Source organism: Brevundimonas fontaquae (genome assembly GCF_017086445.1).
Taxonomy (GTDB): domain Bacteria; phylum Pseudomonadota; class Alphaproteobacteria; order Caulobacterales; family Caulobacteraceae; genus Brevundimonas; species Brevundimonas fontaquae.
Window position 1 is genome coordinate 3,189,000 of record NZ_CP070968.1, and the last position, 26,392, is coordinate 3,215,391.

The 26,392-nt window shown below is 68.0% G+C and carries 31 protein-coding genes and 1 tRNA gene; 11 read left to right on the forward strand and 21 right to left on the reverse strand.

The features are described from left to right. The first annotated feature begins 22 nt into the window (after positions 1 to 22). The 3 genes from JX001_RS15540 (at position 23) to JX001_RS15550 (ending at position 2,190) form a co-directional block, all read left to right on the forward strand. The gene (locus JX001_RS15540) at positions 23 to 1,336 is read left to right on the forward strand and encodes an ammonium transporter (RefSeq protein ID WP_205681702.1); all 1,314 of its coding nucleotides are present in this window, start codon (positions 23 to 25) and stop codon (positions 1,334 to 1,336) included. A 115-nt stretch (positions 1,337 to 1,451) separates the two neighbouring features. After that, positions 1,452 to 1,874: an Hsp20 family protein gene (locus JX001_RS15545; protein ID WP_039244752.1), complete on the forward strand. Its 423-nt coding sequence runs from the start codon at positions 1,452 to 1,454 to the stop codon at positions 1,872 to 1,874. A 64-nt stretch (positions 1,875 to 1,938) separates the two neighbouring features. Further along, positions 1,939 to 2,190 carry a DUF1150 family protein gene (locus JX001_RS15550; RefSeq protein WP_017506777.1) on the forward strand — a complete coding sequence of 84 codons (252 nt, stop codon included), beginning with the start codon at positions 1,939 to 1,941 and terminating at the stop codon, positions 2,188 to 2,190. Between the two features lie 32 nt (positions 2,191 to 2,222). On the opposite strand, the gene ptsN is transcribed toward JX001_RS15550, so the two are convergent. From ptsN to bla, 9 genes are all read right to left on the reverse strand, one after another. Then, complete coding sequence (gene ptsN / locus JX001_RS15555) at positions 2,223 to 2,690, reverse strand: PTS IIA-like nitrogen regulatory protein PtsN (protein WP_161639572.1); 468 nt, start codon at positions 2,688 to 2,690, stop codon at positions 2,223 to 2,225. Between the two features lie 78 nt (positions 2,691 to 2,768). Then, a complete protein-coding gene (gene hpf / locus JX001_RS15560; protein WP_112861301.1) occupies positions 2,769 to 3,413 on the reverse strand; it encodes a ribosome hibernation-promoting factor, HPF/YfiA family in 645 nt (214 codons plus the stop codon). A 74-nt stretch (positions 3,414 to 3,487) separates the two neighbouring features. Beyond that, positions 3,488 to 4,987, reverse strand: a complete 1,500-nt coding sequence (gene rpoN, locus JX001_RS15565; protein ID WP_205681703.1) for an RNA polymerase factor sigma-54 — start codon at positions 4,985 to 4,987, stop codon at positions 3,488 to 3,490. A gap of 248 nt (positions 4,988 to 5,235) precedes the next feature. After that, positions 5,236 to 6,027 (reverse strand): LPS export ABC transporter ATP-binding protein, encoded by a 792-nt coding sequence (lptB, locus tag JX001_RS15570; RefSeq protein ID WP_174087076.1) that lies wholly within the window; start codon positions 6,025 to 6,027, stop codon positions 5,236 to 5,238. 28 nt (positions 6,028 to 6,055) lie between these two features. Continuing rightward, positions 6,056 to 6,556, reverse strand: coding sequence for an LptA/OstA family protein (locus JX001_RS15575; protein ID WP_241004683.1), 501 nt, complete (start codon positions 6,554 to 6,556; stop codon positions 6,056 to 6,058). A gap of 2 nt (positions 6,557 to 6,558) precedes the next feature. Next, on the reverse strand, positions 6,559 to 7,218 hold the full coding sequence (lptC, locus tag JX001_RS15580) for an LPS export ABC transporter periplasmic protein LptC (RefSeq protein WP_205681705.1): 660 nt from the start codon (positions 7,216 to 7,218) through the stop codon (positions 6,559 to 6,561). Between the two features lie 7 nt (positions 7,219 to 7,225). Beyond that, the gene (locus tag JX001_RS15585) at positions 7,226 to 7,840 is read right to left on the reverse strand and encodes a ribonuclease D (RefSeq protein WP_045809722.1); all 615 of its coding nucleotides are present in this window, start codon (positions 7,838 to 7,840) and stop codon (positions 7,226 to 7,228) included. Positions 7,841 to 8,008: 168 nt separating this feature from the next. After that, positions 8,009 to 8,095, reverse strand: a tRNA-Leu gene (locus JX001_RS15590). Positions 8,096 to 8,236: 141 nt separating this feature from the next. Beyond that, the gene (gene bla / locus JX001_RS15595; RefSeq protein WP_205681706.1) at positions 8,237 to 9,142 is read right to left on the reverse strand and encodes a class A beta-lactamase; all 906 of its coding nucleotides are present in this window, start codon (positions 9,140 to 9,142) and stop codon (positions 8,237 to 8,239) included. A gap of 114 nt (positions 9,143 to 9,256) precedes the next feature. On the opposite strand from bla, the gene JX001_RS15600 reads away from it, so the two are divergent. The 3 genes from JX001_RS15600 to JX001_RS15610 all read left to right on the forward strand — a co-directional run bounded on the left by JX001_RS15600 (position 9,257) and on the right by JX001_RS15610 (position 12,141). Further along, complete coding sequence (locus JX001_RS15600; protein WP_205681707.1) at positions 9,257 to 10,117, forward strand: WecB/TagA/CpsF family glycosyltransferase; 861 nt, start codon at positions 9,257 to 9,259, stop codon at positions 10,115 to 10,117. Positions 10,118 to 10,210: 93 nt separating this feature from the next. After that, positions 10,211 to 11,548 (forward strand): FAD/NAD(P)-binding protein, encoded by a 1,338-nt coding sequence (locus tag JX001_RS15605; RefSeq protein ID WP_205681708.1) that lies wholly within the window; start codon positions 10,211 to 10,213, stop codon positions 11,546 to 11,548. Positions 11,549 to 11,598: 50 nt separating this feature from the next. Continuing rightward, positions 11,599 to 12,141: a polysaccharide biosynthesis/export family protein gene (locus JX001_RS15610; protein WP_205681709.1), complete on the forward strand. Its 543-nt coding sequence runs from the start codon at positions 11,599 to 11,601 to the stop codon at positions 12,139 to 12,141. A 7-nt stretch (positions 12,142 to 12,148) separates the two neighbouring features. On the opposite strand, the gene fliE is transcribed toward JX001_RS15610, so the two are convergent. The 3 genes from fliE to flgB are packed head-to-tail and all read right to left on the reverse strand — an operon-like array spanning position 12,149 to position 13,299. Further along, positions 12,149 to 12,451, reverse strand: a complete 303-nt coding sequence (fliE, locus tag JX001_RS15615) for a flagellar hook-basal body complex protein FliE (RefSeq protein ID WP_045809720.1) — start codon at positions 12,449 to 12,451, stop codon at positions 12,149 to 12,151. Between the two features lie 10 nt (positions 12,452 to 12,461). After that, positions 12,462 to 12,881: a flagellar basal body rod protein FlgC gene (gene flgC, locus JX001_RS15620; RefSeq protein WP_197458415.1), complete on the reverse strand. Its 420-nt coding sequence runs from the start codon at positions 12,879 to 12,881 to the stop codon at positions 12,462 to 12,464. A gap of 13 nt (positions 12,882 to 12,894) precedes the next feature. Next, positions 12,895 to 13,299 carry a flagellar basal body rod protein FlgB gene (gene flgB / locus JX001_RS15625; RefSeq protein ID WP_205681710.1) on the reverse strand — a complete coding sequence of 135 codons (405 nt, stop codon included), beginning with the start codon at positions 13,297 to 13,299 and terminating at the stop codon, positions 12,895 to 12,897. 145 nt (positions 13,300 to 13,444) lie between these two features. Here flgB and JX001_RS15630 point away from each other — a divergent pair, with 145 nt between their 5' ends. The 3 genes from JX001_RS15630 to JX001_RS15640 all read left to right on the forward strand — a co-directional run bounded on the left by JX001_RS15630 (position 13,445) and on the right by JX001_RS15640 (position 14,937). After that, a complete protein-coding gene (locus JX001_RS15630) occupies positions 13,445 to 13,735 on the forward strand; it encodes a FliO/MopB family protein (RefSeq protein ID WP_205681711.1) in 291 nt (96 codons plus the stop codon). Next, positions 13,732 to 14,544 (forward strand): flagellar type III secretion system pore protein FliP, encoded by an 813-nt coding sequence (gene fliP, locus JX001_RS15635; RefSeq protein ID WP_039244769.1) that lies wholly within the window; start codon positions 13,732 to 13,734, stop codon positions 14,542 to 14,544. Before JX001_RS15630 ends, fliP begins: the two co-directional genes overlap by 4 nt. Before the next feature lie 114 nt (positions 14,545 to 14,658). Then, a complete protein-coding gene (locus JX001_RS15640) occupies positions 14,659 to 14,937 on the forward strand; it encodes an HU family DNA-binding protein (protein WP_017506838.1) in 279 nt (92 codons plus the stop codon). Between the two features lie 78 nt (positions 14,938 to 15,015). Here JX001_RS15640 and JX001_RS15645 read toward each other — a convergent pair whose 3' ends face one another. Then, positions 15,016 to 17,865, reverse strand: a complete 2,850-nt coding sequence (locus JX001_RS15645; protein WP_241004685.1) for a tetratricopeptide repeat protein — start codon at positions 17,863 to 17,865, stop codon at positions 15,016 to 15,018. Between the two features lie 121 nt (positions 17,866 to 17,986). On the opposite strand from JX001_RS15645, the gene JX001_RS15650 reads away from it, so the two are divergent. After that, complete coding sequence (locus JX001_RS15650) at positions 17,987 to 18,376, forward strand: DUF983 domain-containing protein (RefSeq protein WP_205681712.1); 390 nt, start codon at positions 17,987 to 17,989, stop codon at positions 18,374 to 18,376. A gap of 150 nt (positions 18,377 to 18,526) precedes the next feature. On the opposite strand, the gene JX001_RS15655 is transcribed toward JX001_RS15650, so the two are convergent. From JX001_RS15655 to folP, 5 genes are all read right to left on the reverse strand, one after another. Next, a complete protein-coding gene (locus tag JX001_RS15655; RefSeq protein ID WP_205681713.1) occupies positions 18,527 to 19,102 on the reverse strand; it encodes a nucleotidyltransferase family protein in 576 nt (191 codons plus the stop codon). Beyond that, the gene (gene thiD, locus JX001_RS15660; RefSeq protein ID WP_205681714.1) at positions 19,099 to 19,899 is read right to left on the reverse strand and encodes a bifunctional hydroxymethylpyrimidine kinase/phosphomethylpyrimidine kinase; all 801 of its coding nucleotides are present in this window, start codon (positions 19,897 to 19,899) and stop codon (positions 19,099 to 19,101) included. Before thiD ends, JX001_RS15655 begins: the two co-directional genes overlap by 4 nt. Further along, positions 19,896 to 20,240 (reverse strand): DMT family transporter, encoded by a 345-nt coding sequence (locus JX001_RS15665; RefSeq protein ID WP_205681715.1) that lies wholly within the window; start codon positions 20,238 to 20,240, stop codon positions 19,896 to 19,898. The genes thiD and JX001_RS15665 overlap by 4 nt, the downstream gene beginning before the upstream one ends. Positions 20,241 to 20,282: 42 nt before the next feature. Next, positions 20,283 to 20,639 (reverse strand): DMT family protein, encoded by a 357-nt coding sequence (locus JX001_RS15670; RefSeq protein WP_174087068.1) that lies wholly within the window; start codon positions 20,637 to 20,639, stop codon positions 20,283 to 20,285. 64 nt (positions 20,640 to 20,703) lie between these two features. Further along, entirely contained in the window at positions 20,704 to 21,531 is an 828-nt protein-coding gene (gene folP / locus JX001_RS15675) for a dihydropteroate synthase (RefSeq protein ID WP_241004686.1), read from the reverse strand. A 202-nt stretch (positions 21,532 to 21,733) separates the two neighbouring features. Between folP and JX001_RS15680 the strand changes: the two genes are divergently transcribed. Further along, positions 21,734 to 22,144, forward strand: coding sequence for a GreA/GreB family elongation factor (locus JX001_RS15680; protein WP_205681716.1), 411 nt, complete (start codon positions 21,734 to 21,736; stop codon positions 22,142 to 22,144). Positions 22,145 to 22,220: 76 nt separating this feature from the next. Here JX001_RS15680 and ftsH read toward each other — a convergent pair whose 3' ends face one another. The 3 genes from ftsH to JX001_RS15695 form a co-directional block, all read right to left on the reverse strand. Further along, positions 22,221 to 24,176 (reverse strand): ATP-dependent zinc metalloprotease FtsH, encoded by a 1,956-nt coding sequence (ftsH, locus tag JX001_RS15685; RefSeq protein WP_205681717.1) that lies wholly within the window; start codon positions 24,174 to 24,176, stop codon positions 22,221 to 22,223. An 86-nt stretch (positions 24,177 to 24,262) separates the two neighbouring features. Continuing rightward, entirely contained in the window at positions 24,263 to 25,519 is a 1,257-nt protein-coding gene (tilS, locus tag JX001_RS15690; protein WP_491523256.1) for a tRNA lysidine(34) synthetase TilS, read from the reverse strand. Continuing rightward, on the reverse strand, positions 25,510 to 26,355 hold the full coding sequence (locus JX001_RS15695) for a tetratricopeptide repeat protein (protein ID WP_165118315.1): 846 nt from the start codon (positions 26,353 to 26,355) through the stop codon (positions 25,510 to 25,512). The genes tilS and JX001_RS15695 overlap by 10 nt, the downstream gene beginning before the upstream one ends. Positions 26,356 to 26,392 lie beyond the last annotated feature (37 nt).

Below are 26,392 nucleotides of genomic sequence, written 5' to 3' on the forward strand. Positions count from 1 at the left end.
CCGCCTGCCTCAGAAAGCCGCCATGACCCGATCCGCCGCCCTCGCCGTCACGTTCGTCGCCGGGGCGGCGGCCTTCGCCTCACCGGCCCTGGCGGCCCCATCCCTGCTGGCGCATCAGGCGCCGCTGGTCATCGACACGGCGGCGACAGCCTGGATCCTGACTTCGACGGCCCTGGTGCTGCTGATGACCCTGCCGGGCCTGGCACTGTTCTACGGCGGCATGGTCAGGAAGAAGAACATCATCAGCGTCGTCGCCCAGTCGGCGGCCGCCTTCGCCATCGTCTCGGTGTTGTGGTTCCTGGTCGGCTACAGCCTGTCGTTCGGCAAGGGACCGGACGCGATCAACGGCTTCATCGGCGGGGTGCAAGCGGCCTTCCTGAACGGCGTCACCGCCCAGACGGCCCACAGCCTGCTGCCCGGCCTGCCTGAGCTGCTGTTCGTCGCCTTCCAGATGACCTTCGCCATCATCACCCCGGCCCTGATCGCCGGCGCCTTCGCCGAGCGGATGAAGTTCTCGGCCAGCCTGCTGTTCTTTGGCCTGTGGCACCTGATCGTCTATGCGCCGATCTGTCATCAGGTCTGGGGCGGCGGCTATCTTGGCGGTCTGGGCGTGCTCGACTTCGCGGGCGGCGCGGTCGTCCACGTCAACGCCGGGATCGCCGGCCTGGTCTGCGCCCTGGTGCTGGGGCCGCGTCACGGCTTCGGGCGCGACAACATGGCCCCCGCCAACCTGGTCTATAGCGCGATCGGCACCGGCCTGCTGCTGGTCGGCTGGCTGGGCTTCAACGCCGGATCGGCGGGCGCGGCGGATGCTCTGGCCGCGACCGCCGCCTTCAACACCATCCTGGCCGCCGGCAGCGCCGCCCTGGGCTGGATGACCATCGAATGGTTCGACCGCAAGCGCCCGACCCTGCTGGGCCTGCTGTCGGGCGTCGTCGGCGGTCTGGTCGCCATCACCCCCGCCGCCGGTTTCGTCGATCCCAAGGGCGCCTTCTTCATCGGCCTGATCGGCGGCCCGGCCTGCTATGCGGGCGCGGTCTGGCTGAAGCACGCGCTGAAATACGATGACAGCTTGGATGCGTTTGGCGTGCACGGCGTCGGCGGCATCGTCGGCGCCCTGCTGACCGGCGTCTTCGCCACCACGACCGTCAACACCCTGTCGGACGGCGCGACCGTGTGGAAACAGGCGGTCGGCCTGGTCGGCGTCATCGCCTGGAGCGCCGTCGGCACCTTCGTCGTCCTGATGATCTGCAAGTTCACCACGGGCCTGCGCGTCACCAAGGATGAAGAGGTCGAGGGGCTGGACTATACCCAACACGGCGAGGCCATCCACTGACCCCACAGGCGCTGCCGGTTGATCCCGCCCTCGCCATTCCCCATCTTCATCTGTGACGGACGGTCTTGCCGATTGCGGGAGACCGGCCGCTCGGTCGCTGACGCAAGGACCCCAGATGACGACGACGCGCACCCTCCTGTTCGACAGCCCCTTTCTGCTGGGCTTCGACCATACCCGCGCCCTGATCGACCGCGCCGCCAAGGCCGCGGCCGAAAGCTATCCACCCTACAATGTCGAACAGATCGGCGATGCGGGCGTCCGCATCAGCCTGGCCGTCGCCGGGTTCGCGCCCGACGAACTGGCCATCACCCTGGACGGCCGCCAGCTGACCATCGCCGGCAAACGCGACGACGCCGGCAGGGGCGAACAGGCCTTTCTGCATCGCGGCATCGCGGCGCGCGGCTTCGTTCGCAACTTCGTCCTGGCCGACGGGCTGGAGGTCGAGGGCGCCCGACTGGAGCACGGCCTGCTCCACGTCGACCTGATCCGGCCCGAGGCTGAGCGCCAAGTGCGGCGCATTCCGATCACGGCCGGCTGAAAACCACAGCCATTCGAACCGCCCGGCGATACGGGCGTTGTCAAATATGAAGGAGGCGGTCCTAATGACGCCGATGACGATGACCAAGGAAGACTTTGCCGGACTGGGCGCCCCCGACCTGGTGTATGTGCGTGAGATCAAGGCCTCGGACCTGCTTGAAGAAGCGGTCGAGATCAAGGACGTGGATCTGAACCCCGGCCAGATGCTCTATGCCGTTCATAGCGCCGACGGCGAGCGTCTGGCGGTCATGATCGACCGCGACACCGCCTTCGCCGCCGCCGTGGCGCACGAGCTGGAGCCGGTTTCCGTTCACTGATCTCATGGATGGCGGCGCGCAGGCGCCGCCGTTCAGGCCGCCGTCGCGGCCGTAGCGTCCTTGACGAACAGGGCGCGGATAGCATCGGTCGTGCGCGCCTGTCTCAGTTGCTCCCGCAGCTCGGGCGACCGCAGCGCGCGCGACACCGCCGCCAACGCCCTCAGATGCTCGGCGCCCGCCTTGGGCGGGGCAAACAGGCCGACAATCAGATCGACGGGCCGGTCGTCCACCGCATCATAGGCCACAGGCGTATCCAGTCGCACGAAAACGGCCGTCACCTTATCGACCTCGGTGAGACGCGCGTGCGGCACCGCGACGCCGGACCCCAGCCCGGTTGATCCCAGCGTCTCACGTTCCATCAAGGCGTCGAAGATACGGGCTTCGTCGAGGCCCAGCGCATGCGACGCCGCCTCGGCCAGCGCGTGAAGCGCCTGTCGCTTGGACGACGCGCCGCTGCGCAGCACCACGCCCTTGGGCGCGAGCAGATCACCGATGTCCATTACACAACCTCGATACGCGCAGCAGACAACGGCGCGGCCGCCCGTTTAGAGACAACCGCGCCGAAGTCAAACTGAGGCTTAGTTCACCGAACCGTTGGACTTGGCCGTCCGTTCGGGATCGATCCATCCCACATTGCCGTCCGGACGACGATAGACGACCGCCAGACCGCCGTGCGCCGCGTTACGGAACAGCACGACCGGATAGCCCGTCATGTCCAGCTCCAGCACGGCCCGTCCAACCGTGATGGTGCGGATTTCGTGCTCGGTTTCGGCGATGACCATGCCCACCGGCGGCGGGCCGTCGTTCTCGCTCGCGTCGCCGAAGACATCGTCCTCCACGCTGTCGGGATCACGCAGCACGATGCTGCGTGCGACTTCGCGGGCGGCGTTTTCGGTCTTCTCGGGCGACAGACCCTTGGGTCCGATGTGGTGATCCTTGAGCCGGCGCTTGTAGCGGCGAACCCGCTTTTCGAGCCGATCGAGCGCCTCGGTGAAGGCCGAGTGGGCGTCGCCGCCCATTCCGGTCGTCACCAAGGTCTGGCCCGACGCGAGGCGGACCCAACAGTCCACCTTGAAGTTGTGGCCGTCCTTGGACACCACGACCTCGGCGTCTTCACCGCCTCGGGCGAAGTATTTTCCGACCCCGTCTTCGAGTTCCTGGGAGATGCGCGAGCCTAACGCTTCGCCGACATCCACTTGCTTGCCGCTGACCTGGACTTGCATGCCGATAGAACGCGCCCGGCCCGATTTGGTGTCAATCCAGATCACCGATTTGTGGTCACGCTTGGCTGTGGATTTCAGCCCGTCTTCATCATCCGGCGGCGCTCGACCGAGGACGGAATCCTCAAGGCTTCCCGATATTTGGCCACCGTGCGGCGGGCGATGTCGATGCCCGTTTCCTTCAGGATTTCCACGATCCGGTCGTCGGACAAAACGTCACCCTCAACCCCTTCGCTGTCGATCATGGATTTGATCTTGTGACGGACGGCTTCGGCCGAATGGGTCGATGCGCCATCCACCGACTGGATGGCGGCGGTGAAGAAGAATTTCAGCTCGAACACGCCCCGCGGCGTGGAGATGTATTTGTTCGAGGTGACGCGGCTGACGGTCGATTCGTGCATGCCGATGGCGTCGGCGACGGTCTTCAGATTGAGCGGCCTCAGGAATTCGACGCCGAAGGCCAGGAAGGCGTCCTGCTGGCGCACGATCTCGGATGAGACCTTCAGAATGGTCTTGGCCCGCTGATCCAGCGACTTGACCAGCCAGTTGGCCTGGGCGGCGCAGTCGGCGACGAAGGTCTTTTCGGTGTCCGATCGCGCGCCGGCCTGAACCAAGCCGTGATAGCGCTTGTCCACCAACAGGCGCGGCAGGGTGTCGGCGTTCAGCTCGACCCGCCAGCCGCCGGCGGGATCGGGCCGCACATGCACGTCGGGCACGACCGTCTGGGCCGGCTCGCCGCCGAAGCCTGCGCCCGGACGCGGCGTCAGGGCCCGCAGTTCGGCGATCATATCGGTCAAATCTTCGCCATCGACCTCGCAGATGCGGCGCAGGCCCGCCAGATCGCGCTTGGCCAGCAGGTCCAGATTGTCCAGCAGGGCCGCCATCGCCGGATCGAACCGATTGCGCTCGATCAGCTGCAGCTTCAGGCATTCCGGCACCGACCGCGCCATGATCCCGGTCGGCTCGAAGCCGTGGCAAACGCTCAGCACCGCCTCGATCCGCTCCAGCGGCACGCCCAGCCGGTCAGCGAACTCGGTCAGTTCCCCGCGCAGATAACCGCCCTCGTCGGTCGCATCGATCAGGGTCAGGGCGATGCCGTGGTCGGCCGGCGACAGGCCCGCGCTCGACGCCTGGGCCTGAAGATGCTCCCACAGGGTCAGCTCGTGCGCGTCGGGCCGCTCGCCCTCGCCTTCGAACATCTGGCCGCCCTTGCCGGCGCTGGACCAGTCCGACAGCCCCGGCTGGGCCTCGTCGGTCATCCGGTCGCTGGTGCGCTCGCCCGGCGCGGCGTCGCCATAGACATCGTCCGAACCCGCATCCATGCCGGACACAGCCTCATGGCCGACCCCGTCGCCGAACGACATTTCACCGTCCGCTGTCGCCTCGACGCGCTCGACCGGCTCCGGCGTCTCGCCCTCCGGCTCCTCGCGTTGCAGCAGCGGATTGCGTTCCAGCTCGGCCTCGACGAAGTCTTCCAGCTCGAGGTTCGACAGTTGCAGCAGCTTGATCGCCTGCTGCAGCTGGGGCGTGATGACCAGCCCCTGCCCCTGCCTGACCTCTAACCTTTGCCCGATCACGTTCGAAATCTTCCCGCCCGGCCGCCGAGTGGCCCGGAACTTGCTGGGACAGAATGTCGCCGAACCGGTTAACGCGAGACGAACGGCGCGCGAGCCCGCATTCCCCAACACGTCATCCTCGGGCTTGACCCGAGGATCGGATGTTCAGTCCGTAGTGCGATGACGTTGAAAGCGATGCCGCGGACCACCTGATCGTCGGGTCAGGCCCGAGGATTACGGAGCGTAAGCAAGCGGCCGAAAGCGTCAGATCAGATGTAGTTTTCGCCCAGATACACCCGGCGCACTTCGGCGTCGTGGATCGCCTCGTCGGACGTGCCTTCGAACAGCACCGCGCCGTTCGAGATGATCGACACACGGTCGGTGATGTCCAGGGTCTCGCGCACATTGTGGTCGGTGATCAGCACGCCGATGCCCTGGCTGGCCAGATAGCGGATCACGGTGCGGATGTCGGCGATGGCCAGGGGGTCGATGCCGGCGAAGGGTTCGTCCAGCAGCATGAAGGACGGCCGGCCGGCCAGCGCCCGCGCGATCTCCACCCGCCGACGCTCGCCGCCCGACAGCGCCGTCGCCCGCGCGTGGCGCAGATGGTCGATGTGCAGTTCGTTCAGCAGCCGGTCGGTCTCGGCGCGGATCTGGTCGCGCGGATAGTTCAGCTCGACCACCGCCTTGACGTTCTGCTCGACCGTCATGCCGCGAAAGATCGAGGCTTCCTGCGCCAGATAGCCCAGACCCATGCGACTGCGCTGATACATCGGCTGGCCGGTGATGTTCTCGCCGTCCAGCCAGATCGCGCCCGAATCCGGCGGGATCAGGCCGGTGATCATATAGAAGCAGGTGGTCTTGCCGGCTCCGTTGGGACCCAGCAGGCCCGCCACCTCGCCGCGCTGCACCGTCAGGGACACGTCGCGCACCACCTGACGCTGGCCGAACGACCGGGCCAGGTTCATCACCCGCAGGCCCTTTTCCGCAGGCGCGGGCGCCACGGCGGCCGGTTGCGGCCGCTCGTCCAGGTTCAGGGCTGACAGTTCCTTGCGCGCCAAATGCTCAGGTCCGTGTGGCCAGACGGCCTCAGTTCGAGTTGGGATAGAAAACACCCTGCACGCGGCTTCCGGCGGCGCCGCGCGGCGCGCCGTCCATGCGGGCGGTCTCGGTGTTGATGTTGTAGACCAGGCGCGAGCCGGTCAGGACGTTCTTGCCCTGGGTCAGGATGACGTTGCCCGTCACCACGATCTCGCCATTGCCCAGATTATAGACGGCGCGGTCGCCGCGCATCGACTGGTCAGGCGTCACGAAATAGACGGTTCCGCTGGCCTCGGCGCGTTGCAGATCGCCACCCTCGCCGCTGACCAGGGTCAGGGTGTCGGCGCGAAAGCGGTTGCCGCCCTGCGTCGCCTCGGCCCGGCCGCGCAGGATGATGCGGTTGGGCGCATATTCGACCGAGTCCGCGCCATAGGCGACGGGCTGATTTGTCGCCTGGGCCCCGGCGCGAGATTGAGCATCGACCAGGGCCGGCATGCCTACGACGGCCGCCGCCGCGATGACGGCCAGCGCCTTCGAAATCTTCGTCACGATCATCCGCCTGACCCCTTGGGCGTCAGAACGCCCTTCACCTTGTTGTCGCCTGCGCCGTCGAACACGACGCGCTGTCCCTGATCGTAGATCGCATAGGACGATGCGTTGATGGTTCCAATAGGGCCGGAACCCTGAACGCCCTTTGAACCGGTGACATTTCCGGTCGAGGTGTCGACCACCGCCTCAGGCGTGGTCAGGACAAAGCCCGTGCCCCCGTCCGAAATGCGCACGTTCGGACCGATCGTCACCGTCTTTGCCTGCTCGTCATAGATGCCGCCGTCGGCGGTCAATTCGGTGACCTTGCGTCCGCCCAGATTCAGCTTCAGCGCCGGGCCGATCAGTTTGAACTTGCCGGTATCGGGATCGCGCACGGCGCCCTGCGCGCCGACGGTGAAGGCGCGGCCTTGTGCGTCCTGACCGTGGAATAGGGGGGCGTCCAGGCGGACCTCCTGGCTCTGGCTGGCCTTACGCTCAACACCCGACATGACGGTGCGGAACACGGTCCAGGTCAGGGCGCCGCCCGCCAGCACCAGGATGACGATCGGCAGGACGCGGCGATAAAGCTTCACCCGCCGCGAGCGCGCACGCCAGCGCGCGCCGGCCAGGGCGACCCTGGCCTCGTCGGCCTCGATGCGGGACTGTTCGCCGTGTTCGGTCAAGCGCGCCTCAGCTGTGGGCGAAGATGTCGGTCTCGTCCCAGCCGGCCAGGTCGAGCGCCGACCGCGTCGGCAGGAAGTCGAAACATTCAGCGGCCAAATCGGTTCGCCCTTCGCGCGCCAGCATCATGTCCAGCTTGGCTTTCGCCGCGTGCAGATACAGGACGTCCGACGCCGCATAGTCCAGCTGCGCCTGGCTCAGCGTCTCGGCGCCCCAGTCCGAGGACTGCTGCGCCTTGGACAGGTCCACGCCCACCGTCTCGCGCACCACATCCTTCAGCCCGTGCCGGTCGGTATAGGTGCGCGCCAGCTTGGAGGCGATCTTGGTGCAATAGACCGGCCGCGTCTCGACGCCGAGGTGCAGCAGGAACATGCCGATGTCGAACCGGCCGAAGTGGAAGATCTTGGTCACCGCCGGATCGGTCAGCACCCGCTTCAGGTTCGGACAGTCATAGGCGGGCCGGTTCAGCCGCACGACATGGGCGTTTCCGTCGCCCGACGACAGCTGCACCACACACAGCGGATCGCGGCGGAAACGCAGGCCCATCGTCTCGGAATCGATGGCGACCTCGGACCCCAGGTCCAGATCGTCGGGCAGATCGCCCTCATGCAGGTAAACGGTCATGCTCAGGCTCTTACACGGCGAACGCGGCGCGCGAAACGGCCTACAGCAATGCTAAGCGCCGCGCCTCGCAATCACGAAACGGCCTCAAGTAGTCGAGCGCCGAGCGCGAGACGATAGGCCCAAAACAAAGAAAGCGCCGCACCGTTTGGTGCGACGCTTTCTGAAAGATGGTGCCCAGAAGAGGACTCGAACCTCCACGGCCGTTAAGCCACTGGCACCTGAAGCCAGCGCGTCTACCAATTCCGCCATCTGGGCCCCGTCGGCAGCGCCTTGCGGCGTTTCCATCGGGAAGGCGCGGACCTCTAAGGGAGGCTCCGGGCGGGGTCAACAAGGATTTTTCGCCTTTGCGAGATTTCTTGCGTGAAAGGCGAACCCCATCACGGAAACGGCTGCAGATCAGGTCGCCCAGCCGATCGCAATCTCGCCCAAGGTCTTGAGAACGGCCTCGTCCTCCGGCCTCGTGTCCTCCGCAAAGGCGGTCGTTTCGAAATAGCCGACCACGACGATCGGACTGCGCCCGCCGGGCGGAATCAGGACCGCGAGGTCGTTGGTCTTGTTGCCGACATTAGGCCGCATGCCGGTGCCGGTTTTGTCCAGGCCGCGCCAGCCGGACGGCAGGGCGGCGCGGATGCGGTTGCGTCCGCTCTCCGTCGCCTCCATCCAGCCGCCCAAACGATCACGGTCGGTGGAGTTCAAGACATCGCCCAATACGATGCGTCGGACCGTCTCGGCCATCGCCCTGGGGCTGGTGCTGTTTTCCTGCGTGCCGGGCGGAATGACGTTGATGTCTGGTTCGTAGCCGTCGATCCGACTGGTGGCGTCGCCGATGTCGCGCCAGAACCGGGTCAAGGCCTCCGGCCCGCCCAACCGGCGCATCAGGACATTGGCCGCTGCGTTGTCGCTCGTGACCTGCACCGCTTCAGCGAGCGTCAGAATGGGCAGGGCGCCCTTGTCGAGATTATCTTCCACCACCGGCGAATAGGCGACGATGTCGGCTCGACTGAACGCCAGAGGCTCGGCCAGATCCAGACGTCCTGCAGCGGCCTCTCGCAGCGCCATCGCCGCCAGCGACAGTTTGAACGTCGAGCAGTGGCAAAACCGCTCGTCGGCTCGCCAACCCAGGCTTCGTCCGGTGCCGGTATCCAGAACGAATGCGCCCAATCGTTGGCCGGCGTGGCGTTCCAGTGCGCGAAGGCGCTCGGTCGGTTCGGCCTTGGCCTGCGATGCACAGGCTCCTGCGCCCAACAGGCCCGCGCTCAATGACAGCGAAAGGGAGAAAGCACGGCGATCCATTATGGTCATCTGTCTGATCCTCGTCTCGGCTCGCCCACTGGTCGTAGCAGGCGGCGCGACCTTAACGCCCGCTAAGCCTGATTTCTAACCCAGTCTTGAGGTGACAGCGGCTAGGGGAAAAGCATGACGGAGCCGTCCCCGACCCTGCCGACGACCGAATACCGCGCCCCGGAACGTCGGGCGAAACCGCGCGCGCCGTTCCGCCAGAACCGCCGCGCTCACGAGCGGGTCACGATCCTGGGGCAACCGATGGATCTGGTGAAGCCGGAAGAGGTGCTGCACCACATTCAGCAGGCGGTGCGGCAGGGGGCAAAGAGCCTGATCGCCAACCACAATCTGCACAGCCTGTATCTGATGCAGAAGCGACCTGAACTCGGCGCCTTCTACGATAGGGCCGATCTGATCGAGGTCGATTCGACGCCGCTGCTGGCTTTCTCGCGCGCCCTGGGCCTGCACAGCCGGGGCTTTCACCGCTGCACCTATCTGGACTGGCGCGACCATTTCTGGAGCGTGGCGAACCGTGATGGCTGGCGTGTCCTGTCCGTCGGCGGCGCGCCCGGCGTCGGCGACGAGACGGCCCGCCGGCTGAAGCTCCGCTATCCGGACGCCGACATCGCCATCCACCACGGCTTCTTCGACGCCCGGCCCGGTTCGTCAGAGAACGCCGCCGTCCTGGATCGGATCACGGCCTTTAAGCCCCACATCCTGTTCGTCGGCATGGGGATGCCGCGCCAGGAGCTCTGGATCGCCGAAAACTTCGAGCGCCTGCCTGATTGCGTCATCCTGTCGGTGGGCGCCGCCTTCGACTATGAGGCGGGGGTTCAAAGCGCGGCCCCGCGCTGGATGGGACGCGCCGGCATCGAATGGGCCTATCGCCTGCTGCACGATCCGAAACGGCTGTTCGTCCGCTACTGCGTCGAGCCCTGGACCCTCCTCCCGCTGGCCCTGCGCGATATCCGCCAGGCCAAGGGTCGCATCCGCTGATCACGTTATTCCTACTGGCCAGATAGATATTTATCGCCATGATCCCTCTGGCCCGGCGCGTGTTATCGACAGCGACGGAAACGGAAAACGGGGGTGCGCGTGCCGCAGCAGAATGGACCGCATGTCGCCATCGTCGGCGCGGGTTTCAGCGGTCTGCTGACCGCCGTCAATCTGCTGAAGGCCTCGCGCGACGTGCGCGTCACCCTGATCGAAAGGCGCGGCGTTTTCGGTCCCGGCACCGCCTATGACACCGGAAATCCCGGCCATCTGCTGAACGTCCGCCTGGACAATATGAGCGCCTTTCCCGACCAGCCCAGCCACCTCGCCGACTGGCTGGCCGAACAGCCGTCGTGGCGCGCGCAGGACGGCTTCATCACCCGCGGCGTCTATGGCGACTATCTTCAGGCCTTGCTGGACGAGGCGCTGGACGACGCCCCCGACCGACTGAACCTGATCGGCGCCGAGGCGCAATCCATCGATCGCCAGAACGATGGCTGGCGTATCCTGACCAGCGACGGAGAGGTCGCGGCCGATCAGGTCGTGCTGGCGCTGGGCAATCTGGAGCCCGCCTCGCCCCCCGGCGTCGAGGACGCGGTGCGCGCCTCCCCTGCCTATGTCGAAAACCCCTGGCGGTTCGATCCTCAGACGGCGCGCGACGCCCGCAATGTCCTGCTGATCGGTTCGGGCCTGACGATGGTGGATGCGGCCATCACCCTGCGCCGGCCCGGACGCCGCCTGACCGCCCTTTCGCGTCACGGCCTTTTGCCTCGCGCCCACGCGACCGTTCCGCCTACGCCCTATGTCGGCGCGTTTTCGGGCAGCCCGGCCGAAATCCTGCGTCAGATCCGCGCCGCGACAGCCGAGGCCGACTGGCGCGCCGTGTTCGACCGCCTGCGCCATTCCGCGCGCGACATTTGGCGCGGCTGGTCGCGGGTCGAGCGCGGCCGCTTCCTGCGCCATCTGCGCCCCCTGTGGGATGTGCATCGCCACCGCCTGTCGCCCGGCCCGGCGCGCGACATTCATTCCATGCTGGCCGGCGGCGAACTGACGATCCTGGCCGGCAAGCTGACCGAGCTGAAGGCGACCGACGTCATCGAGGTCTCGTGGCGTCCGCGCGGAAAGAAGCGCGCCATCAAGGAACGGTTCGATCTGGTCGTGAACTGCACCGGGCCGCTGGGCGTGATCTCCAAGAGCACCGAACCGATGATCCGCGACATCCTGGACAAGGGTTACGGTCGCCCCGACCCCTTGGGCCTTGGGCTGCAGGTCGATGACGAGGGCGGTCTGCTGGACGGCGCAGGTGCCCCCGCGCGTGGTCTTCACGCCATCGGCCCCCTGACGCGCGGCGCCTTCTGGGAGATGACGGCCGTGCCCGACCTGCGCGGCCAGGCCCGCGATCTCGCCGCCCGTATCCTGTCGGACCGCCCCTAGACCCGAACAACCGACACGTTTAGCCTTCACACCCGGAACGATCGGGGGCGATGACAGTGGGGGCAAGAAGAGGCATCGGCCTGCTGGTCGCGATCCTGTCGCTGGGCCTGACGGCCTTTGCGCCTCAGAGCGTGTCGGACTATCGCCTCGCCTCCGCAGACAAGGTGCGCATCGACGTCTTCGGCGAGGCAGCGCTGGGCGGCGAGTTCGTGATCGACGCCAATGGCCGGATCGCCCTGCCGCTGATCGGCGAGGTCCAGGCTGCGGGTCTGACGGGCGCCCAGCTTCAGGACGCCGTTGCTCAAGCCTTGAGCCAGGGCTATCTGAACCAGCCGCGCGTCACCGCCCAGGTCCTGACCTATCGGCCGATCTACATCCTGGGCGAGGTCAATCGGCCGGGAGAATACCCCTATCTGCCGGACCTGACGGTGCTGAACGCCGTGGCGACGGCCCAAGGCTTCACCTATCGCGCCAACACGCGCCGCGTCTTCGTGCGTCGCGCCGGATCACAGGTCGAAGAGGCCCAGCCGCTGACCGCCGATGCGCGTGTTTCGCCCGGCGACACTTTGCGGATCGGCGAACGCTACTTCTGACCCGCCGTCAGATCGGCATCGCCATGATTTCCTTATAGGCGGAAATCACCTGATCGCGGACCGAGATCACCGTTTCCAGCGACGCCTCGGCCGAGCTCAGCGCCGTGACCACGTCGATCAGATTGCCCTGGCCCTGAACCGAGCGGGTCATCTGGGTTTCGGCCGCGCGCGACTGCTGGGTCATGTCGGTCATGGCGTTCTTGACCAGGTCGGCGAAGCCGCCGTCCCCGACGCCGGGCGCCTGGGCTGCTGTCGGCATGGCGCCGCCCTGAACGGCGGCATAGGCCTTGGCGGCCATCATCGGATTCATGGCCTAGCCCTCAGCGTTTGATGATGTCGAGGGTGCGGCTGTCCATCGACCGCGCCGTCTCGATGACGTTCAGATTGGCCTCATAGGCGCGCTGCGCCTCGCGCATGTCCATCGCCTCGACCAGGGTGTCGACATTGGGCCGCATCACATAGCCCTGGGCGTTCGCGGCCGGGTGCGACGGGTCATAGTCCATCTTGAAGTCGCCCTGGTCGGGCCGGACCTCGGCCAGGGTGACGCCTGTCGCCCCATCGACCTCGCGCGCCTGGAAGACGGGGATCTGGCGGCGATAGGGCTCGCCGCCCGGTGTGCGCGCCGTCGACTGGGCGTTGGCGATGTTCTCGGCGATGACGCGCATGCGCGACTGCTGGGCCTTCAGGGCCGAGGCCGCCACGGCCATGGTGCTGTTGGAGGGCGCGATGGGATCAGGCATTTATCAGTCCTCCTCAGCCGCCGGGCCGCTTGGCGGCCATGCGGATCATGGACATGGATTTCTGGTAGAAGCCGATGGCGGCGTCATAGGCCATGCGGCTCTCGGCCATCTTCAGCATCTGCTCCTCGACCACGACCGAGTTGCCGTCCAGCGTGGTCTCCGAATCGGGCGCCTTGGTCGGAGCGAACCGGACCGGCGAACCGGCCGGCGCGATATGGGCCGCATTGGTGCGCACCATCTGCAGACCCCCGCCCGAGCGCATGGCGGCGGCGAAGTCGGTCGGCTGTTTCAGGTCGCGCCCGACGAAGCCCGGCGTATCGGCGTTGGCGACGTTCTCGGCGATGACCCGTTGGCGGGCGTCCAGCCAGCCCAGCCGGCCCTTGATCTGCCCCAGCAGCGGTATGTCGGCGACGCCCATGGCGGTCTCCCGTGCGACGCGAATGCGCGCGATGGGCAGAAAATGCCGCCTGGATGGTTAATAGGGGGTTATCTCAACGGGTCGTTAACCGTGGTGGTTAACATTCGCGGCCTGAGCGCGGACTGCGCGGGGCCTTTGCAGCGTCATGAATTTCCTCGATCTCGCCCGGGCGGTCTTCGGCCTGGCCTTCACCCTCGGCCTGATCGGGATCGCGGCCTGGGCTGCGCGCCGCTATGCCCCGCAAATCCTGGCCCGGCTGAACGCTGAGCGCGGCGAGCGCCGGCTTCAGGTCGTCGAGACCCTGGTGCTGGACCCCGCCCGTCGCCTCGTTCTGGTCCGCGTCGACGACGAGGAGCGGCTGATCCTTCTGGGCGAAGGCCGCGAACTGATCGAGCCGCGCCAGCTCCCTCTCGGCAGAATGGGAGGCGGCCAGTGAAGCCCGCCGTCTTCGTCAAGCCGACCGGCGCCGAACTGAAACGCGCGGCCCTGCTGTCGCTGTTCACCACCCTGGTCTGTCTGGCCTGGCCCGTCGCGGCCCTGGCTCAGCAGGCGGCGCAAAGCGGCTCGGCTCTCAACATCGACCTGGGCACCGGCGCCGGCCTGACCCAGCGCGTGGTCCAGTTGGTCGGTCTGATGACCGTCCTGTCCCTGGCGCCGTCGATCGTCATCATGACGACCAGCTTCGTGCGGATCATCGTGGTCCTGTCGCTGTTGCGCACGGCGCTGGGCCTGCAACAGTCGCCGCCGAACGCCGTCCTGGTGTCTCTCTCGCTGTTCCTGAGCGCCATCGTCATGGCCCCGACCTGGCAGGACGCCTATGATTCGGGCATCCGTCCGCTGATGGATCAGCAGATCGAACTGCCCCAGGCCTTCGATCAGGCGTCCGAACCCGTAAAAACCTTCATGCTGGCCCAGGTGGACCGCGGGGACCTCGCCCTGTTCACCCGGCTGTCGAAGATCGACCCGCCCCAGAACGTCCAGGACCTGCCCCTGCGCGTGGTCACCCCGGCCTTCATGATCAGCGAGCTGAAGAAGGCCTTCGAAATCGGATTTCTCCTTTTCGTTCCGTTCCTTGTGATCGATCTGGTGGTGGCCAGCGTGCTGATGTCCATGGGCATGATGATGCTCCCTCCGGTGGTGGTTTCCCTCCCCTTCAAGTTGATCTTCTTCGTGCTGGTGGACGGTTGGCGATTGGTCGCCGGAAGCCTGGTCGAGAGCTTCCAGCGGGCGTCCGGTACCGGATAATCCCCCGCCCCATATGGCTTTAAGCGTCATCGGCGCTTGCAAAGCGTATGGAAATCCGTGTTGATCCCCCGGTCCTCGCTCGGAATCGGGCGACTAACACTGGAAACGCTTCTTATGACCACTCAAGCCGAACTGATCGCCGCCGTCGCCAAGGACGCTGGTGTTTCGCAGGCCGACGCCGGCAAGGTGCTGACCGCGATCGTCGAAAACATCCACTCGACCCTGAAGTCGGGCGGCGACATCCGCATCTCGAACCTGGGCGTCTTCGACACCGCCGACCGCGCTGAGCGCGAAGGCCGCAACCCGGCCACCGGCGCGACCATCAAGATCGCCGCCTCCAAGGCCGTGCGCTTCCGCGTCTCCAAGCCGCTGAAGGACGCCGTCAACGGCTAAGCCTTTTCGGTCCTGCGATGCAGGACCGGCAATGCTCGACGGGCGGGGGTCGCGACGCGATCTCCGCCCGTTTCAATTTCAGGAGGCGCTCTTCGCGTCGGCGTCTTTTCTGAACGCCTGTTTGGCGCTGTTGACCCAGCCGACGAAGGTGTCGGCCTGGCTGGACAGATTGGCGAAGTCGCCCGTTCCCGCCACGCCCGACAGATTGTCATCCAGCGCGACCCGCAGCGCCGCCGCCGAACGCGCGCCGGGAACCATCGGCCCAAAGCGCCCGCTCAGCCTCTGCAACGCCGCCCGATCGCCCGCCAGCGAATAGCCGACGCCCGCCCGGATCAGCCAGCTTTCCTCGGCCGGCGTCAGCGGCGTGGTCGCGGTCTTGTAGCGATCGCTCAGCCGCGCCTCATAGATCGGCGCCGCCTCGCCCCACTTCTGCTGCTTCCAGAAGATGTCGGCCCGCACCTCGCGCGCCGGGTTCGACTGATCCCGGTCCAGCACCTCCAGCGCATGGTCGAACCGGCCCAGATCCATCAGGGCGCGCGCCTCCAGCGCCCGGCGCTCGCTGTTCATCGCATTGGGCAGCAGGGTGGTGCGCGAGCCCCAGATGGCCTGCAACGCCTTCTCCGGCTGGCGGTCCATCAGATAGACGGTGGCCAGATTGGTCGCGACCTGGGCCTTGGCCACCCCATCCAGACGCTCATCCACCTGGTGCTTCAGCAGTTCGGCGGCCTGGTCCAGCAGGTCCACGTCGATCAGCCGGCGCGACAGACGCCGCACCATCTCGTCGCCGTCCGCCCCGATGGGCGTCAGTTCGCGGAAGTCATAGAACAGCGCCAGCGCCTGCACCGGCTGCAAACCGTCCGCCGCGCCGTCCAGGAACAGGGCGCGGAAGGCGTTCGCCTGATCCGCCTGCACCTCGGCTGCGCCCGGCACGCCGGCCATCCGCTTGCCCGCGCCGCGCAGGGCGTCCAGCGCCTCGCGATATCGCCCCTGCTGCAGATAGATGCCCGACAGTTTGCGCACGACCGCCATCTCGGTCGCGTCCCCGCGCCAGCGCCATTTCAGCTGTTCCAGCTGGGCCGTCGCCTGATCCGGCGTGATCGCGCCCTTGTCCAGCTCCAGGCTGATGGCGCCCAGTTTCGCCGGCGTCGCGATCCCGTCCAGCGGCGCGCGCGCCACGGCCTTATAGACCGCCAGCGCCCGGTTCTTGTCGCCGTTCAGCTCGAACATCCGCGCCTGCACCAGACGCGCGGTCAGTTGATCGACCGCCGGCGCATCCTGGCTGAACACATAGGTCAACAGCTGCTGGGCGGCGGCGAGATCATTCAACTGGATCGCGGCCATGGCGTGGGCTGCGCCGAACCGCGCGCGCCATTCCTTGGGGAAGCTGTCGATGGCCGGGGCGCCGGCGGCGAAGTTGCGACGCGCCCCCTCCCAGTCGCCCATTTCCGAGGCGATATAGCCCAGCCAGACCTTGGTCGCCGGATCGTTGGCCAGGGCCGCGCCAGCGAAATCGACCTGGGCCTCCTCCAGACGCCCGACGCCGACGCGCGCCACGCCGCGCAGGCCGCGTACCTCGGGCTCGCCTTGCAGGTTGGGCGCCTTGGCGATCAGGGCGTTCAGCACCCCGATGGCCTCATAGTTCAGGCCCGACCCGACCAGGAACCGGGCGAGCGCCATCCGCGCCTCGATCGGCGCGCGTGGATTGTCCGCCGCCGCGATCGTCTCCAGCCCCGCTGCGTCTTGCAGCCGGCGATAGCGGTCCGAGAATCCCGCCTCGCCCGTCGCGGCCCAGGTCTCGTCGATCAGCGCCGGATAGGCCGCCCGCTTGGGCGCATCCGCATTGTGGTCGCCCGTCTCCAGCCCGGCCGCCGGCGACGACAGCGCCAGGCCCTTGGGCCGGCTCAGCGTCACCAGATCGCCCGCCGCCTCGATCTTCAGGTCGTCAGCCGCGGTTTCGACCGCCAGACCCTGCGCCGTCGGGATCAGGCTCAGATCGACCGTGCGCCGTCCGCCGGCGTATCCCTTGCCGGGCGCCAGGGCCGTCACCGCCGCGAACCGGTCCCCGACCAGCGGATCGGTCAGCCAGACCGCCTTGGTCGCCCCGGCCATCTGTGCCACCAGCACCGGCGCGCCGTCGTCGGACCGGTTGACCTCGACCCCGCCCGCCGCGCCGCCGGCGCCGCCCAGGGTCACGGTCCAGGTCCCGCCCTGGCCCTGCGCCGATACGCCCAGCCCCTCGGGTTCGGCGATCCTCAGGGCCGTATAGCCCGGTCCCGCCGCCCACTGGGCGTTCTTGGCCGATCCCAGCGCCTTGGCGCCGCTCATATCCATGCGGGCGGCCGTGTCGAACACGACCCATACGGCATCGCCCCGGCGGAAGACGGCCGCCCCCACCGGCGCGCCCCAGTCGAAGATCAGGACGGTCTTGCCGCCGGCCGTCTCGGCCCGCACCGGCACCACGGCCTTCGTCGTCTGCGGCGCGGCGGCGTCGCCGCCCTCCGGCGCCTTGCCGGGCGCATAGAGGTTCAGCCACACCGCCCCGTCCGCCACGCCCGAGCGCGCATCCGCGCCCTGTTCCAGCGTCAGGATCAGGTCCGTGCCGCCCGCGCCCCGGCTCGGCCGCGTCTCGACCGACTTCACCCCGGCCGGCGGATCGACCTTCAATCGCGAGACGTCGGGCGCGGCGGTGGTCCCCAACCGAACGACGACCTTGTCGCCCTCGCGGCTGATGCGCGAGCGCACCCCGATCACGCCGCCGAACTCGACCCGCGTGAACTCGGCGTTTGCGCCGATATTGATGGACAGCGGATCGCGCGAGCGCCCGACTTCCTGGGCCAGCGGCGCCATCGGCGCGAACACGACGGCGCCGGCCGTGGCGGCGGCCACGGTCGTCTTCAGGATGCGCTTTGTCGGCGAGGCCCCGGACATATCTCCCGACCCATGCCGCACAAGGCCTTTAATCGCGGTTAACCGCCGTTCACCGTGATCGCGCTGGATTAGGACAACCCGTCCACGCGACAGGACCGCCACAAAGGTCCATACTCGTCCAATGACCGATTATCCGCGCCTCAGCACCCTGAAGACCGGCCTGGCCTGTCGCTGCCCCCGCTGCGGCAAGGGTCCGCTGTTCAAGGGCTATCTGACGCTTCAGAAGGAATGTCCCGCGTGCGGGCTCAGCTACGCCTTCGCCGATCCGGCGGACGGCCCAGCCTTCTTCGTCATGACGGCCGTCGGGGTGGTGGGGATGATCCTGCTGATGGTGTTCGACTTCACCGTCCACCCGCCGATCTGGGTGCATCTGGTGGTGACCCTGCCGATCCTGGTCGCCCTGTGCCTGGGCTGCCTGCGCCCCTTCAAGGCCTGGCTGGTCGCCGAACAATATGTCCACAAGGCCGCCCCGCCCGAGTTCTCCTCGAACGGCAAGCACGGGCCTTTCTGACACCGTGACGTCGTCATTCCGGGGCCGCGCATCGCGCGGAACCCGGAACCCAGGACCGCGCACTCCGACCTCGCCGCATCCGGCGCCCGGACCGTCCCCCCTGGCTTCCGGGTTCGTCCTGCGGACGCCCCGGAATGACGGTGAATCGGATTAGGGTTCGATCACCGTCAGCTCGGGCCAGCGCGCCCGCGCGCTGTCGACGGCCTTGGCCCAGCCCTTGGCCACCGGCCGGTTCGGGTTGGGCCGGATCGTCAGGGCGAACACATCCTCCAGCCCGAACGGCGCGGCGACGCTGAGGCTGTCGTCGGCCTCCAGCCGCACCCCGACCGCAAAGGTCGGCGCAACGAACCGCCCCAGGGCCTCATCCGTCGAATGCAACGGCGCATAGGGTTCGCCGAACCGGTTCTGGAACCACAGGTGCACCCGCGCCTGGTTGCGGACCTCGACCTGGCTGCGGACCGGTTCGTCGAAGGCGGCGGCGACGCGTTTGATGACGACGTCCTCGGCCTCGTAGGACAGGTCCGAACCGTCGAAATAGGCCAGGTCGTAGTCCTTGACCCCATAGCCCGCCGGCCGCCCCGTCATGGCGTTCCATACGGCCTGATAGACCGCCCCCGACACCAGCCGCCAGTCGGGCAGCTCCAGCGCCCTGACCGTCGTCAGGACGTGCATCAGGCCAGCGTCGGCGCGCACGAGGGCCGCCAGTTCCGCCTCCAGCTCGCTCATCCCCGCACCGGCCAGCCGTGATCCAGCGGCCCGTGTCCGCCGCCCAGGCCTGGCGCCCGGCGGATCGCCTCGCCGACATAGGCCCAGGCTTCGGCCACCGCGACCTCCAGCGGCCGCCCCATCGCCAGCCCGGCCGCACAGGCGCTGGCCAGGGTGCAGCCGGTGCCGTGGGTGTGGCGGGTGTCGACGCGGTCGGCCTCCAGCGCCGTCTCGCCGTCGGGCGTCAGCAGAAGGTCGATCACCGTCGCTCCCGGCACATGGCCGCCCTTCATCAACACCGCCCGCGCGCCCATGGTCAGCAGGGCCTCGCCCGCCCGGCGCTGGCCGTCCAGATCATGCACCGCAAAGCCTGTCAGGGCCTCGGCCTCGGGCGCATTGGGCGTCAGCAGGGTCGCGCGCGGGATCATCAGCCGCTTCACCGCCTCTACCGCCGCATCCGGCAACAGGGGATGGCCGCCCTTGGCCACCATGACCGGATCGACCACCGTCGGGGCGTCCGCCTCGTCCAGCAGGGCCGCGACCGTCTCGACCACTTCGACCGAGCCCAGCATGCCGGTCTTGACCGCATCGGTCCCAATGTCCTCCAGCACGGCCCGCGCCTGGGCCGCGATCAGATCCAGCGGCAGCGGATGGACCCCGTGAACCCCCAGGGTGTTCTGCACCGTGATGGCCGTAATGGCGGTGGCGGCGAACCCGCCCATCATCGTCACGGCCTTGATGTCGGCCTGGATGCCCGCGCCCCCGCCGCTGTCGGACCCGGCCAGGATCAAGACGCGTCCTTGATGAAGCGCGCTCATGCCGCCGCTCCCGAAAACAGTTTCAGTCCGACGATGCCCGCCACGATCAGCAGGATGCACACGGCCCTGATCGCCGTCGCCGGCTCGCCATAGACCAGGACGCCCACCACCGCCGCGCCCACCGCCCCGATGCCGGTCCAGACCGCATAGGCCGTGCCGATCGGCAGCTTCTGCGTGGCGACCCACAACAGGATCATGCTGCCCGCCAGCGCGATCAGAACCGCCAGCGAGGTCCACGGCCGGCTGACGCCCACATTCTTGAGCCCAGAGGCCCAAAGCACTTCCAGCAGACCGGCGACGACCAGCGTCGCCCACGGATTGATCGACATCACCCAGGACATGGCGACCAGATGGAACAGGCCGCGGTCCGGAGCAAGCCGCGATCAGCCGCCCAGCGGCCCCTTGAAGATGAAGAAGGCCCCAAGCGCGATGAAGGCGAAGCCGACCAGATGGTTCACCGTCAGCTTCTCGCCCAGATACAGGACCGAAAAGCCGGCGAAGACCAACAGGGTGATCACCTCCTGCATCGTCTTCAGCTCGGCCGGCGAATAGACCTGGATGCCGATGCGGTTGGCCGGCACCGCCAGCCAGTATTCGAAGAAGGCGATGCCCCAGCTGGCCATGACCAGGATCCACAGCGGCTTGTGATCGAACTTCAGATGGCCGTACCAGGCGAAGGTCATGAAGACGTTCGACAGGCACAACATGACGATGGGGGCGATATAGGCGGTCAGGGGCATGAGGCAGATCAGGGCTGTTGCAGACCTGCCCTCTACACCGGCTGCGACGGTCCGTCGCGGGCCTTTAATCCGCCGCCGTCACCGCCGTTTGAACCTTCAGCGCCTGCACCGTCTCGCGCACGTCGTGGACCCGCACCATCCGCGCCCCGCGCCGCGCGCCTTCCAGCGCCAGGGCCAGTGACCCGCCCAGCCGGTCGGTTGCCGCGACCGCCGTCGCATCGATGGCCTGGATCGTGCGCTTGCGGCTGGCGGCGTACAGCACCGGAAAGCCCAGATCGACCAGCGCCCGCAGCCGCGCCGTCAGCGCCAGATTGTGCGCCAGGGTCTTGCCGAACCCGATGCCGGGATCCAGCCAAACCCGCTCACGCGCCACGCCCGCCGCCATCGCCGCCGCGGCCCGCCCGCGCAGATAGTCCCGCACTTCGACCACCACGTCGTCATAGCGCGGGTCCGCCTGCATCGTCCGGGGTTCGCCCTTCATGTGCATCAGCACCACGTCGCAACCCAGTTCGGCCGCGACCGCCGCACTGTCGGGCGCATGGCTCAGCGCCGTCACGTCGTTCCACATCGTCGCCCCGGCCGCGACGGCGGCGCGCGCGACGCCGGGCTTCATCGTATCGATGCTGATCGCCCCGCCCCACCGCGCGCGGACGCCGGCGATGACCGGCGCGACCCGCTCGATCTCCTCGGCCGCGCCCACCGGCTCGGCCCCCGGCCGCGTGCTCTCGCCGCCGATGTCCAACACGTCCGCCCCGTCCGCGACCAAACGCATGGCCTGGTCCACCGCCGCCTCGACCGAGATCCACCGCCCGCCGTCCGAGAAGCTGTCGGGCGTGACGTTGACGATCCCCATGACCTGAGGCCGTCCCGGTGTTTGACTTTCATGGGCCATGGGACCAGCCTGTAGCCGTGATCGCGCATTTCGTCAGCCAGGCTCGACGCCTTTCCCACGCGGGACGCCTCGTCGCAGGCGACTGACCCGGAACGGCCGCGCGCCCATCGCCCCGTTCCGGGCATTGATCTGAACCCCACTCCTTTTCGCCGCCGCACGACGCCACGCGCGTGCGGCGTCCCATGCCGTCTGCGAGCCCGCCATGACCAAATCCACTCTGCCCCTCCGCCCCGACATCTTTCTCAGCGCACAGGACCACGATACCCTGTCGCGCCTGGTCGGCGACATGCCCGGCGACGGCGTGGCGGGCATGCTTCAGGAGGAACTGGAGCGCGCCGTCATCTGCGAACCGGGCGACCTTCCCAAGGGCGCCGTGCCCCTGAACCGTTGGCTGCACTATATCGACGGCCGCGCGTCCGATCCGCGCCGCATCCAGATCGTCCTGCCCGCAGACGCCGACATCGATGCGGGCAAGGTCTCAGTCCTGTCCCACGTCGGCGCAGGCCTGATCGGCCTGATCGAGGGCCACGCCATCGCCTGGACCGACCCCTCCGGCGCCGCGCGCAGCCTGACGCCGGTGATGATCGAGGACGCGGAAATCCTGCCCGCCTGATCCCCAGCGGCCGCTCATGAAAAACCCGCCGGGAGAGCGATCTCCCGGCGGGCCCATCTTCAGATCAGGCCTTGGTTCAGTGAACCGTCGGCACGCTGGTCGCGGCCGGCGCGGCGACCGGGACCTCGATGTCCGTGCCGTCCGACACCGGCGTCACCGGCACCGAGACCGAAGGCCCGGCGTTGGGGAAGTTGTTCTCGTCACGGTTCGGCGCGACGCCCTTCTCCAGCAGGTCCTTGATCTCCTCACCCGACAGGGTCTCATATTCCAGCAGGGCCTGAGACAGCTTCTCGTGATCCTCGGCCTTGGTGGTCAGGATGGTGCGGGCCTCGTCCCAGCCCGAGGTCACCAGGCGACGGACTTCCTCGTCGATAGTGCGCGCCGTCTCTTCGGAGATGTTCTGGCTGCGGGCGACCGAGTGGCCCAGGAAGACCTCTTCCTGGTTCTCGCCGTAGGCCACCGTGCCCAGCTTATCCGAGAAGCCCCAGCGGGTGACCATGGCGCGGGCCAGCTTGGTCGCCTGTTCGATATCCGAGCTGGCGCCCGAGGTGATGTTTTCCGGCCCGAAGATCAGCTCCTCGGCGACGCGACCGCCTGCCATGATGGCGATCCGGTCGATCATCTGCTGATATTTCATCGAATAGCGGTCGCCTTCCGGCAACTGCATCACCATGCCCAGCGCCCGGCCGCGCGGGACGATGGTCGCCTTGTGCACCGGGTCGGCCGCCTTGACGTTCATGGCGACGATGGCGTGGCCGGCCTCGTGATAGGCGGTCAGGCGCTTTTCTTCCTCGTTCATGGCCATGGAGCGACGCTCCGAGCCCATCAGCACCTTGTCCTTGGCGTCTTCGAAGTCGCGATGGGTGACCATGCGACGGTCCTTGCGCGCCGCCGTCAGGGCCGCCTCATTGACCAGGTTGGCCAGGTCGGCGCCCGAGAAGCCGGGCGTGCCGCGCGCGATCGTCTTGACGTTGACGTCGGCCGCCAGCGGCACGTCCTTCATGTGGACGCGCAGGATGCGTTCGCGGCCCGAGACGTCGGGGTTCGGCACCACCACCTGGCGGTCGAAACGGCCGGGACGCAGCAGGGCCGGGTCCAGCACGTCGGGACGGTTGGTCGCGGCGATCAGGATGATGTTCTCGGACGCCTCGAAGCCGTCCATCTCGACCAGCAGCTGGTTCAGCGTCTGTTCGCGCTCGTCATTGCCGCCGCCGAGACCCGCGCCCCGGTGGCGACCCACGGCGTCGATTTCGTCGATGAAGATGATGCAGGGCGCATTCTTCTTGGCCTGTTCGAACATGTCGCGAACGCGACTGGCGCCGACGCCGACGAACATCTCGACGAAGTCCGAACCCGAGATGGAGAAGAAGGGCACGCCCGCCTCGCCCGCGACCGCGCGCGCCAGCAGCGTCTTGCCGGTGCCGGGAGGGCCGACCAGCAGGGCGCCCTTGGGGATCTTACCGCCCAGACGCTGGAACTTGCCCGGATCCTTCAGGAAGTCGACGACTTCCTGCAGCTCGTCCTTGGCCTCGTCCACGCCGGCGACGTCGTCGAAGGTCTTGCGTCCCTTGTGCTCGGTCAGCAGCTTGGCCTTGGACTTGCCGAAGCCCATGGCGCCCTTCGCCCCACCCTGCATCTGGCGCATGAAGAAGATCCACACCCCGATCAGCAGCGCGATCGGCAGGATGCCCAGCAGCAGGCTCATCCAGATCGACTGACCGCCCGACTTGGCGTCGATCTCGACGTTGGCGGCCAGCATCTGGGCCACCAGCTGTTCGTTCGGATAGACGGTGGTGGAGGTGAAGCGTTCGCCGTTCTTCAGCTCGCCGTTCACCTTGTCCAGGCGGATGGTCACCTGTTTGACCTCGCCCGCGTTCACGCGCTGCACCAGCTGCGAATAGCTGATGGCCTCGGGCTTGCCGGCCGGCTGGCCCGTCACGCCGTTCATGGCGCCGCCCTGCGACAGCGCCGCATAGCCCGCCAGCAACGCCAGAATGATCACGCCGGTGATCGCCAGATTACGCAGGTTCATTGAGGTCCTCGGTCGTCCGCGACCCCGGTGGGATCGACGGTCTGGATGTGTCTGTCTGGGAAAATAGGGGCTTAATCAGCGTTACGCTATCGGGTGGCGGAAATCAGGTCGTCTTCGTGCGTCGTTTCGTCCAGCGCCAGCCTGAGCCGTTCCGCGACAAGGCCGCGCCGTTCGACCCCTTCGCCTGCAAGAACCGGGGCCACCGCGTCGTCCCTGATCAACACAGGCCAGGCCCCGCGCGTCGCCGCCGGCAGCCGATTGATCTCGGCCCTGTCGGCGTCCGACAGGCTGGCCAACCGCCCCCGCGCCGGAACCACAGACCAGCCGGGACGATCGGCGCAGAAGACGAACCGCCCGTCCCACACCGCCTCGACGCCGGGCGTCAGCGCCAGCGGCGAAATGTCTCGGCGGCGAAGTTCGCCGGCCTCGCGCATCAACCGCGCCGTCGCGCCGACAGCCTCGATGCGCGCCCCGCACAGGGTCGCCGCGAAATCCTCGCCCGCCTTCAGCCGCGCCATCAGAGCTTCCAACCGCGCACCCCGAGGCGGCGTCGATCCGCCGCCGACGCAGACCAGGGCCGCCGCCAGCGCCCGCGCGCCCACGTCCCGATCCACACGCACCATGGCCTCGCCGTCGATGATCGATCGCGCCCCGGTTTTCGACGGCGCCTGATTGATCAACCGGGGCGTCGCGCCCGCCAGCGCCTGCCGCGCCCGGCTGCGGCCGAAACGGGGATCGGCGTTGGCGGGATCCTCGATCCAGTCGGCCCCCTGCGCCGCCAGCCAGTCGCGCAAGCCCGCCCGCCGCTCGCCCAGCAGCGGCCGCAACAGCATCAGGCCGCGACCCTCGGGCCAGGCCGGCGACGGCGACCATTCGCGCACCCGTCCCAGCGTCGAGCCTTCGCTGCGCATCAGATCGGCCTCGGCGATGTCGTCGGCGGTGTGGGCGAACAGGACGACCGAGGCCCCCGCCTCGCGCGCCGCATCGGCGATCAGCCCATGCCGCGCCGCCCGCGCCGCCGCCGTCAGACCGGTCGCGGGCTTGTCCGCATCCCAGCTCAACCCGCGCCAGTCGGCCCCGGCGTTCCGCGCCGCCCCGGCCGCAAAGTCGGTCCAGCGGCCGCTGTCCGCATTCAGCCGATGATCGACGGTCAGGGCCAGCACCGAACGCCCGCGCGTCCGCGCCCAGTCTGTCGTCAGCCGCAACAGGGCGATGGAATCTCCGCCGCCCGACAGGGCCAGCGCCAGCGGCCGGCCCGTGTCCCGCGTCAGTCGCGCATCCAGCCGCGCGAAGGCTCGCGCCGTCAGATCGTCCCCAATCGCTGGGCTGGGCGTCAGGCGCAGGAACCCGTGGTCTTCAACTGCGCCGCCCGCGCCTTTTGCGGGTCCGAGGCGGCGGGCGCATAGCGACGCGTGAATTCAGCCAGGGCCGCGCACCCTTGCGGCTTCCTCTGCGTGGCGAACAGGGCGTCGGCCAGTTTCAGCGTCGTATCCGCCGCCCAGCCGATGCGCGGCCAGTCCTTCAGCGCGGCGGCGTAATAGGGCACCGCCCCCGCCTTGTCGTTCGCCGCGACCCGCAGGTCGCCCAGGCGCGAGTTGGCCTCACGCGACTGCGGCGTATCGGGCCAGGCTGCGATCACCGTTTCCAGCGCCCGCTCGCCGCGTGGCTTGTCGGTCGACAGCAGGGCCACCGCCGCCGCCAGGTCGCGCGTCGCATCGCCGGTCGGCGAGGTCGCCTCGATCGGCGCATTCAGTTCGGCCTGGGTCTCCAGCTTCTGCAACCGGCCCTCGGCGTCCGCCAGACGCGTCTTCAGCGTCTCGTTCTCGCGCGTGGCCTCGTCCAGTTGGAAGGTCAGCCGCTCGTTGTCGCCGTTGATCCGGCGCACCGTGGCTTCCAGATCGCCCAGGCGTCGGTCCATCAGGGCGAACTGCCCCTGCAGCGTCACCACCTCGGGGTCCGGCTCGACCAGCACCGGCTGGCCGGCGGCGTTTCTCTGGGTCAGGGCGCGCTCAAGCCGCCGCACATTGCGGTCCAGCTGGTCCAGGCGGCGATTGTCCCACTCGGTCCGCTCCATGATGTTGGGCTGGGCCTGCTGGGCGACCGCGCCGCCCCCGATCAGCAGGACGCCAAGGGCGGCGGCGGCGAGGAGATGAACGCGAGAGATCGAGAGCTTGGTCATCCGTCTAGCTTTCACCGATTTGGGGCCGCCGCAAGGC

Excerpts from the sequence above, each read along its gene's own strand:
- JX001_RS15540 (WP_205681702.1), top strand. The coding sequence starts at position 23 with ATGACCCGATCCGCCGCCCTCGCCGTCACGTTCGTCGCCGGGGCGGCG.
- JX001_RS15545 (WP_039244752.1), top strand. The coding sequence starts at position 1,452 with ATGACGACGACGCGCACCCTCCTGTTCGACAGCCCCTTTCTGCTGGGC.
- JX001_RS15550 (WP_017506777.1), top strand. The coding sequence starts at position 1,939 with ATGACGCCGATGACGATGACCAAGGAAGACTTTGCCGGACTGGGCGCC.
- ptsN (WP_161639572.1), bottom strand. The coding sequence starts at position 2,690 with ATGGACATCGGTGATCTGCTCGCGCCCAAGGGCGTGGTGCTGCGCAGC.
- hpf (WP_112861301.1), bottom strand. The coding sequence starts at position 3,413 with ATGCAAGTCCAGGTCAGCGGCAAGCAAGTGGATGTCGGCGAAGCGTTA.
- JX001_RS15585 (WP_045809722.1), bottom strand. The coding sequence starts at position 7,840 with ATGACCGTTTACCTGCATGAGGGCGATCTGCCCGACGATCTGGACCTG.
- bla (WP_205681706.1), bottom strand. The coding sequence starts at position 9,142 with ATGACCATAATGGATCGCCGTGCTTTCTCCCTTTCGCTGTCATTGAGC.
- JX001_RS15600 (WP_205681707.1), top strand. The coding sequence starts at position 9,257 with ATGACGGAGCCGTCCCCGACCCTGCCGACGACCGAATACCGCGCCCCG.
- JX001_RS15610 (WP_205681709.1), top strand. The coding sequence starts at position 11,599 with ATGACAGTGGGGGCAAGAAGAGGCATCGGCCTGCTGGTCGCGATCCTG.
- fliE (WP_045809720.1), bottom strand. The coding sequence starts at position 12,451 with ATGAATCCGATGATGGCCGCCAAGGCCTATGCCGCCGTTCAGGGCGGC.
- flgC (WP_197458415.1), bottom strand. The coding sequence starts at position 12,881 with ATGCCTGATCCCATCGCGCCCTCCAACAGCACCATGGCCGTGGCGGCC.
- flgB (WP_205681710.1), bottom strand. The coding sequence starts at position 13,299 with ATGGGCGTCGCCGACATACCGCTGCTGGGGCAGATCAAGGGCCGGCTG.
- JX001_RS15630 (WP_205681711.1), top strand. The coding sequence starts at position 13,445 with ATGAATTTCCTCGATCTCGCCCGGGCGGTCTTCGGCCTGGCCTTCACC.
- JX001_RS15640 (WP_017506838.1), top strand. The coding sequence starts at position 14,659 with ATGACCACTCAAGCCGAACTGATCGCCGCCGTCGCCAAGGACGCTGGT.
- JX001_RS15645 (WP_241004685.1), bottom strand. The coding sequence starts at position 17,865 with ATGTCCGGGGCCTCGCCGACAAAGCGCATCCTGAAGACGACCGTGGCC.
- JX001_RS15650 (WP_205681712.1), top strand. The coding sequence starts at position 17,987 with ATGACCGATTATCCGCGCCTCAGCACCCTGAAGACCGGCCTGGCCTGT.
- JX001_RS15655 (WP_205681713.1), bottom strand. The coding sequence starts at position 19,102 with ATGAGCGAGCTGGAGGCGGAACTGGCGGCCCTCGTGCGCGCCGACGCT.
- thiD (WP_205681714.1), bottom strand. The coding sequence starts at position 19,899 with ATGAGCGCGCTTCATCAAGGACGCGTCTTGATCCTGGCCGGGTCCGAC.
- JX001_RS15665 (WP_205681715.1), bottom strand. The coding sequence starts at position 20,240 with ATGTCCTGGGTGATGTCGATCAATCCGTGGGCGACGCTGGTCGTCGCC.
- JX001_RS15670 (WP_174087068.1), bottom strand. The coding sequence starts at position 20,639 with ATGCCCCTGACCGCCTATATCGCCCCCATCGTCATGTTGTGCCTGTCG.
- folP (WP_241004686.1), bottom strand. The coding sequence starts at position 21,531 with ATGGCCCATGAAAGTCAAACACCGGGACGGCCTCAGGTCATGGGGATC.
- JX001_RS15680 (WP_205681716.1), top strand. The coding sequence starts at position 21,734 with ATGACCAAATCCACTCTGCCCCTCCGCCCCGACATCTTTCTCAGCGCA.
- ftsH (WP_205681717.1), bottom strand. The coding sequence starts at position 24,176 with ATGAACCTGCGTAATCTGGCGATCACCGGCGTGATCATTCTGGCGTTG.
- JX001_RS15695 (WP_165118315.1), bottom strand. The coding sequence starts at position 26,355 with ATGACCAAGCTCTCGATCTCTCGCGTTCATCTCCTCGCCGCCGCCGCC.